Here is a 6,527-nt window from a genome sequence, read left to right on the forward strand (position 1 = left end):
GATGAACGAGCTGGATTTCTCAGGGAAGCGGGTCCTCGTCGTCGGGGGATCGAGCGGCATCGGCAACGGGATCTGCCATGAGTTCCGCGAACGCGGGGCCGAGGTTCACGTCTGGGGCACCCGCGCCACGGCCGCCGACTATGAGGGCGTCGAGGGCTCTGACCTCAGCGGCCTGCACTACGCCAAGGTCGACGTCTCCAGACGCGCCGAGATCGAACAGGCCAAGGGCTTCGACGCCCTGGACGTCCTCGTCCTCTGTCAAGGCACGGTGGTCTACAGGCGCGGCGAGTTCCAGCCCGAAGGCTGGGATCACGTGATGGCGGTCAACCTCGACAGCCTGATGGACTGCGCCAACAAGTTCCACGACGCGCTCGCCGCCCGCGGCGGCACGATCATCATCGTCAGTTCGGTCTCCGGCTTCCAGTCCAACCGCGGCAACCCGGCCTACGCGGCCTCCAAGGCTGGCGCGGTCAGCCTGACCAAGACCCTGGGCGAGGCCTGGGCGCGGGAGGGCATCCGCGTCGTCGGCCTGGCCCCCGGCCTCGTCGACACCAAGCTCACCAAGGTCACGACCGAGCATCCCGAGCGGCGCGAAGGCGCCATCCGCGCGATCCCGCTCGGCCGCATGGGCACACCGCGCGACATGGCCGGCGCCGCCCTGTTCCTCGCCTCGCCCCTGGCCGCCTACGTGGTCGGCCAGACCCTGATCGTCGATGGAGGGCTTTCCCTGTCATGACCCTGAGCCGTTCCGTCAAAGGCCTCACCGTCCTCGTCACCGGCGCGGGCAGCGGCATGGGCCGCGCCACGGCCGAGGTCTTCGCCGCCGAGGGCGCCAATGTCGCCGCCACCGATGTCCACGAAGGTCCTGTCCGCGCGCTCGCCGACGAGCTGAAAGCCCGGGGCCAGAGCGCCGAGGCATGGGCCCTCGACGTCTCCGATCCCGCCGCCATCGAGCGGGTGACGGCCGAGGTCGCGGCGCGCTTCGGCGGCCTCGACATCCTGATCAACAACGCCGGCGTTTCGGGCTTCGCGGCGATCGACGCGGCCAACTACGAGGCGGTCTGGGACCGCTCGGTCTCGATCCTGTTGACCGCCCACCAGCGGACCATCCGCGCGGCCCTGCCGCATCTGCGCAAGTCGGCCTCGCCGCGGATCGTCAACATCGCCTCCACCGAGGCCCTCGGCGCCACCTCGCGCGATTCCACCTACGCGGCGGCCAAGGCCGGCGTCACCGGCCTCACCAGGGCGCTCGCCGTGGAGCTCGGCCGCGAGGGGATCACCGTGAACTGCATCTGCCCGGGGCCGATCCTCACCGGCATGACCGAGGCGATCTCGGAGGAGGACAAGGCGACCTTCGCCAAGCGGCGCACGGCCACGGGCCGCTATGGCCGGCCCGAGGAGGTGGCGCACATGACCCTCAGCCTGTGCCTGCCGGCGGCGAGCTACATCACCGGCGTCACCATCCCGGTGGACGGCGGCCTGATGGCGCGCAACGCCTGACGAGAGGCGCGAAAAGACCTGGAGATCAGGAAGCCCGCTCGGCCTTGCGGCTGGCCTGCGCCACGGCCGGTCGGGCCGGAACGGCGGCGCTCTCCTCGAGCGCCTCGACCACCAGTTCCAGCCGGCCGGGGACCGGCCGGGCCTCGAGGCTGCGGAACATGCCCTTCAGCCCGCCGTCGATGAGCGCCAGCTTGCGCCGCCGCTCGGCGGCCCGCGCCTTGGTCCACAGCACCAGGCTCAATCCAAGCGCCAGCGGCCAGAGCACCGCGGCCGAGGCGATGGCGATCTGGACAGGGTCGACTGCGTGGACGGCGGCGAACGGGCTCATGGGCGCGCCTTTCTAGAACCGAGGGAGTCCAGCTTGGCCGCAGGGTTCCCTCAATAACAAAAGAGATTTTGGCCCCGAAAAGGTCACGCTTTTCTGGCGCAGCAGCGAAAAATCGCATCACCGGGACGCGCCGCTTCCCTTCTGCAGCGACGCAGCCCAGTTCGGACAACCTCGGAGACACGGAAGGCGTTAGGGCGAAGATGATCCGCTGGGCGGCGATCCTGATCCTTTTCCTCATCGCCGCGCCGCATCCGGCCGCCGCCGAACGCGTGGCGCTGACCTTCGACGACCTGCCGACCCTCAGCCTGTCCGAGGATCCCGCCTACGCCACGACGACCACGCGCCGGCTGCTGGCCGACCTGCGCCGCGAGCGCCTGCCGGCGATCGGTTTCGTGGTGGGTGACAAGTTCGAGGATACGCCGGCGGTCCGCGCCGCCCTCCTGGGCCGCTGGATCCGGGCCGGGGTCGAGCTCGGCAATCACACCTATTCGCACGGCTCGCCCAACAAGATGGGCGCCGAGGCCTACATCGCCGACATCGCCCGCGACGACGCCCTGCTGCGCCAGATCCTTGCCCCCGCCCACCGCACGCCGCGCTGGTTCCGCCATCCCTATCTCGAGACCGGCCCGACCCTGGCCGACCAGCGGCGGATCGAGGCCTGGCTGGCCGCCAACGGCTATCGCATCGCGCCGGTGACGGTGGTGAACTCCGACGACCAGTTCGCCCTGCCCTACGACGAGGCGATCCTGAAGGGCGACCGCGGCGCCGCCGCGGCGATCCAGGGCGAATACCTCGCCTACACCGCCATCTGCCTGGACTGGTATCGCAAGGCGGCGCTGGAGCTGCTCGGCCGGCGCCCGGACCTCGTCATGCTGCTGCACGCCAGCCGCCTCAACGCCGACAGCCTCGGCGACCTCGCGGCCATGCTCCGCACCCGCGGCCTGACGCCGTCCCCGCTGGACGTGGTCATGCGCGATCCCGCCTACGCCATCGCCGAGGTCCAGGCCGATGCGAACGGCGACGACTGGCTGGAGCGCTGGTCGGTGACGCTCAAGAAGGATCTCGACTGGACGGGCTTCCAGGATCCGCCGGCCGACGTCGTCGCCGCCACGGCCCGCCTCGACACCGAGCCCTGACGGTGGGAACCGGCCGCGCGGCGGAAAACGGGACAACCCGTCCTAGGACCGTTTGTCCTTGGACATCCCGTCTAAGGAAAACCCCGTAAGTGATCGCCACGAATTTCGGGGTTACGCGGCGCTGATTACCAATCGCTCCATCCGACGGAGCCGCCGCCATGACCCTCGCCTATCCCCTCGACGACGCCCGGACGGGCATCCGGTCCCACAACCTCACCGAGGTGATGGACCGGCTCGGCGTGCGCATGACCTTCGCCAAGGACGAGGAAGTCTACGCCCAGGAGGAAGACGCCGATTTGATTTATCGCGTGGTCGAGGGCGTGGTGCGGACGACCCGCCTGCTCTCCGACGGCCGCCGCCAGGTGGGCGACTTCTACCAGGCCGGCGACCTGTTCGGCCTCGAGGTCGGCGCCCAGCACCGCTACTCGGCCGAGGCGCTCTGCGACTGCACCATCCAGGTGGTCAAGCGCTCGTCGCTGAAGGCCCAGGCCGACGAAGGCGAGCTCGACCGGGCTATCTGGGAAGCTGCGTGCCGCGACCTCGAGCGGGCCCAGGACCACGTCCTGCTGCTCGGCCGCAAGACCGCCGCCGAGAAGGTCGCCACCTTCCTGATGGACCTCGCCAGCCGCGGCGAGGCCGAGGCCATCGCCCTGCCGATGGGCCGCCAGGACATCGCCGACTACCTCGGCCTGACCATCGAGACCGTCTCCCGCATGCTGACCCAGCTGCAGTCCTCCAAGGTGGTCGAATTCGCCTCCTGCCGGCAGTTCCGCGTCCGCAAGTGGGACGTCCTGGAACGCCTGGCGGCCTAGCCAACACCCGGGCCTGCCCCTCCCGACAGGCCGGCGCCATCCGTACCGGCGCTCCTCGGCTCGTCTGAGTCTTTACTTCGCCAATTCCCAGATCAGCTCGCCGCCCGCTGGGCGAATACTGCGCCGGCGCGCCCTTCCCGCGCGGATCGCGGCGCAGCGCGGCCTGCGCGCCGCTGCGGGCGCTCCAGATCGCCCGCCGCTCTCACGGGCCTCAGCTCTGCCAGGCGCGCGTCGTGATGCGCCCAAACGAAAACGGCCCCCGCGATTGCGAGGGCCGTGAACTTGGGTGCGGGGACAGGATTTGAACCTGTGACCTTCAGGTTATGAGCCTGACGAGCTACCGGGCTGCTCCACCCCGCGGCGAAGCCGGTGTTCGATATCGTGATTGAAGGGTGACCTGTGCATCCGCTTGGTAGACCTGGCAGCGACCTACTCTCCCGCGTCTTAAGACGAAGTACCATCGGCCCAGAGGGGCTTAACGACCGAGTTCGGAATGGGATCGGGTGGGGACCCCCCGGCAAAACCACCAGGTCAACAAAGCGGATGCGAAGACATCATCGTCAGCTTTGGCAAGCCAAAGCATCCATGAGTTTTGATAAGAACGATCAAGCCGATCGAGCGATTAGTACCAGTAAGCTCCATGCGTCGCCGCACTTCCACACCTGGCCTATCAACGTGGTGGTCTACCACGGCTCTCGGCGAAGCCTTGTTTTGAGGTTAGTTTCCCGCTTAGATGCTTTCAGCGGTTATCTATTCCACACTTAGCTACCCTGCTGCGCGGCTGGCGCCACGACAGGTCCACCAGAGGTGTGTCCATCCCGGTCCTCTCGTACTAGGGACAGATCCTCTCAAGCTTCGTACACCCACGGCAGATAGGGACCAAACTGTCTCACGACGTTCTGAACCCAGCTCACGTACCACTTTAATCGGCGAACAGCCGAACCCTTGGGACCTGCTCCAGCCCCAGGATGTGATGAGCCGACATCGAGGTGCCAAACTTTGCCGTCGCTGTGGACGCTTGGGCAAAATCAGCCTGTTATCCCTAGAGTACCTTTTATTCGTTGAGCGATGGCCCTTCCATACAGAACCACCGGATCACTATGGCCGACTTTCGTCTCTGATCGACTTGTCAGTCTCTCAGTCAGGCGGGCTTATGCCATTGCACTCGACGAGCGATTTCCGACCGCTCTGAGCCCACCATCGCGCGCCTCCGTTACACTTTGGGAGGCGACCGCCCCAGTCAAACTGCCCGCCACGCCATGTCCCGGACCCGGATAACGGGCCGCGGTTAGACGTCAGCGACAACAAGGGTGGTATTTCAAGGATGGCTCCGCCGGAGCTGGCGCCCCGGTTTCATAGCCTCCCACCTATCCTACACATGTTGACGCTAACGCCAAGGCGAAGCTGCAGTAAAGGTTCATAGGGTCTTTCCGTCTGACCGCGGGAACCCCGCATCTTCACGGGGAATTCAATTTCGCTGAGCCTATGCTGGAGACAGTGGGGAAGTCGTTACGCCATTCGTGCAGGTCGGAACTTACCCGACAAGGAATTTCGCTACCTTAGGACCGTTATAGTTACGGCCGCCGTTTACCGGGGCTTCAATTCGGAGCTTGCACCCCTCCTTTTAACCTTCCGGCACCGGGCAGGCGTCAGACCCTATACGTCGCCTTACGGCTTCGCAGAGCCCTGTGTTTTTGATAAACAGTCGCTACCCCCTGGCCTGTGCCACTCAGTCTTGCTTGCGCAAGGTGAGTCACGCTTATCCCGAAGTTACGCGTGCAATTTGCCGAGTTCCTTCAGCATAGTTCTCTCAAGCGCCTTGGTATGCTCTACCAGTCCACCTGTGTCGGTTTCGGGTACGGTCTCTGTTGGAGTTATTTCCAGGAACTCCTTCACTGCCGGGAGCAATCCAGTAAGCCCCGACAATTTACGGAATTCGTCACTTCCAACTGGCCCAGGAATATTCACCTGGTTCCCATCGACTACGCCTTTCGGCCTCGCCTTAGGGGCCGGCTAACCCTGCGCAGATTAGCTTTACGCAGGAACCCTTGGACTTTCGGCGAGAGTGTCTCTCACACTCTTTGTCGCTACTCATGTCAGCATTCTCACTTCCGATACCTCCAGCCAGCCTCACGACTGACCTTCACAGGCTTACGGAACGCTCCGCTACCGCGTGCTTGCGCACACCCATACCTTCGGCGAACGGCTTGAGCCCCGTTACATTTTCCGCGCAGGATCGCTTGACCAGTGAGCTGTTACGCTTTCTTTAAATGATGGCTGCTTCTAAGCCAACATCCTGGTTGTCAAAGCAATCCCACATCGTTTCCCACTTAGCCGTTACTTGGGGGCCTTAGATGATGGTTAGGGTTGTTTCCCTTTTCACGACGGACGTTAGCACCCGCCGTGTGTCTGCCAGATAGTTCTCTCGGGTATTCGGAGTTTGGTTAGAATTGGTACAGCTCGCGCCGCCCGCATCCATCCAGTGCTCTACCCCCCGAGGAATTCGTCTGACGCTCTACCTAAATAGATTTCGCGGAGAACCAGCTATGTCCAGGTTTGATTGGCCTTTCACCCCTATCCACAAGTCATCCCAGAATTTTTCAACATTCACGGGTTCGGTCCTCCAGCTGGTGTTACCCAGCCTTCAACCTGCTCATGGATAGATCACCTGGTTTCGGGTCGTCATGCGACGTACTTATTCGCCCTATTCAGACTCGCTTTCGCTGCGCCTACACCTAACGGCTTAAGCTT

5 protein-coding genes, 1 tRNA gene and 2 rRNA genes (1 of these 8 running past the window's edge) are annotated in these 6,527 nt (G+C 64.6%); 4 read left to right on the plus strand and 4 right to left on the minus strand.

Annotated features, from left to right (window positions below; all coding sequences use genetic code 11):
* Nucleotide 1 precedes the first annotated feature (1 nt).
* Entirely contained in the window at nt 2-736 is a 735-nt protein-coding gene (locus DJ017_RS15765) for an SDR family NAD(P)-dependent oxidoreductase (RefSeq protein ID WP_111529611.1), read from the plus strand.
* Nucleotides 733-1,500: an SDR family NAD(P)-dependent oxidoreductase gene (locus DJ017_RS15770; RefSeq protein WP_111529612.1), complete on the plus strand. Its 768-nt coding sequence runs from the start codon at nt 733-735 to the stop codon at nt 1,498-1,500. Before DJ017_RS15765 ends, DJ017_RS15770 begins: the two co-directional genes overlap by 4 nt.
* A gap of 25 nt (nt 1,501-1,525) precedes the next feature.
* On the opposite strand, the gene DJ017_RS15775 is transcribed toward DJ017_RS15770, so the two are convergent.
* Nucleotides 1,526-1,828, minus strand: a complete 303-nt coding sequence (locus DJ017_RS15775) for a hypothetical protein (protein ID WP_111529613.1) — start codon at nt 1,826-1,828, stop codon at nt 1,526-1,528.
* A 200-nt stretch (nt 1,829-2,028) separates the two neighbouring features.
* Between DJ017_RS15775 and DJ017_RS15780 the strand changes: the two genes are divergently transcribed.
* Both DJ017_RS15780 and DJ017_RS15785 read left to right on the plus strand, forming a co-directional pair.
* The gene (locus tag DJ017_RS15780; RefSeq protein ID WP_111529614.1) at nt 2,029-2,964 is read left to right on the plus strand and encodes a polysaccharide deacetylase family protein; all 936 of its coding nucleotides are present in this window, start codon (nt 2,029-2,031) and stop codon (nt 2,962-2,964) included.
* Nucleotides 2,965-3,122: 158 nt separating this feature from the next.
* On the plus strand, nt 3,123-3,776 hold the full coding sequence (locus DJ017_RS15785; protein WP_111529615.1) for a helix-turn-helix domain-containing protein: 654 nt from the start codon (nt 3,123-3,125) through the stop codon (nt 3,774-3,776).
* A 283-nt stretch (nt 3,777-4,059) separates the two neighbouring features.
* Here the strand turns inward: DJ017_RS15785 and DJ017_RS15790 are convergent.
* The 3 genes from DJ017_RS15790 to DJ017_RS15800 all read right to left on the minus strand — a co-directional run.
* A tRNA-Met gene (locus DJ017_RS15790) sits at nt 4,060-4,136 on the minus strand.
* Nucleotides 4,137-4,192: 56 nt separating this feature from the next.
* Nucleotides 4,193-4,307, minus strand: a 5S ribosomal RNA gene (gene rrf / locus DJ017_RS15795).
* Between the two features lie 70 nt (nt 4,308-4,377).
* Nucleotides 4,378-6,527: ribosomal RNA gene (locus tag DJ017_RS15800) — 23S ribosomal RNA — on the minus strand; it runs 637 nt beyond the window's last position.

This window comes from Phenylobacterium soli, from assembly GCF_003254475.1.
Lineage (GTDB): Bacteria > Pseudomonadota > Alphaproteobacteria > Caulobacterales > Caulobacteraceae > Phenylobacterium > Phenylobacterium soli.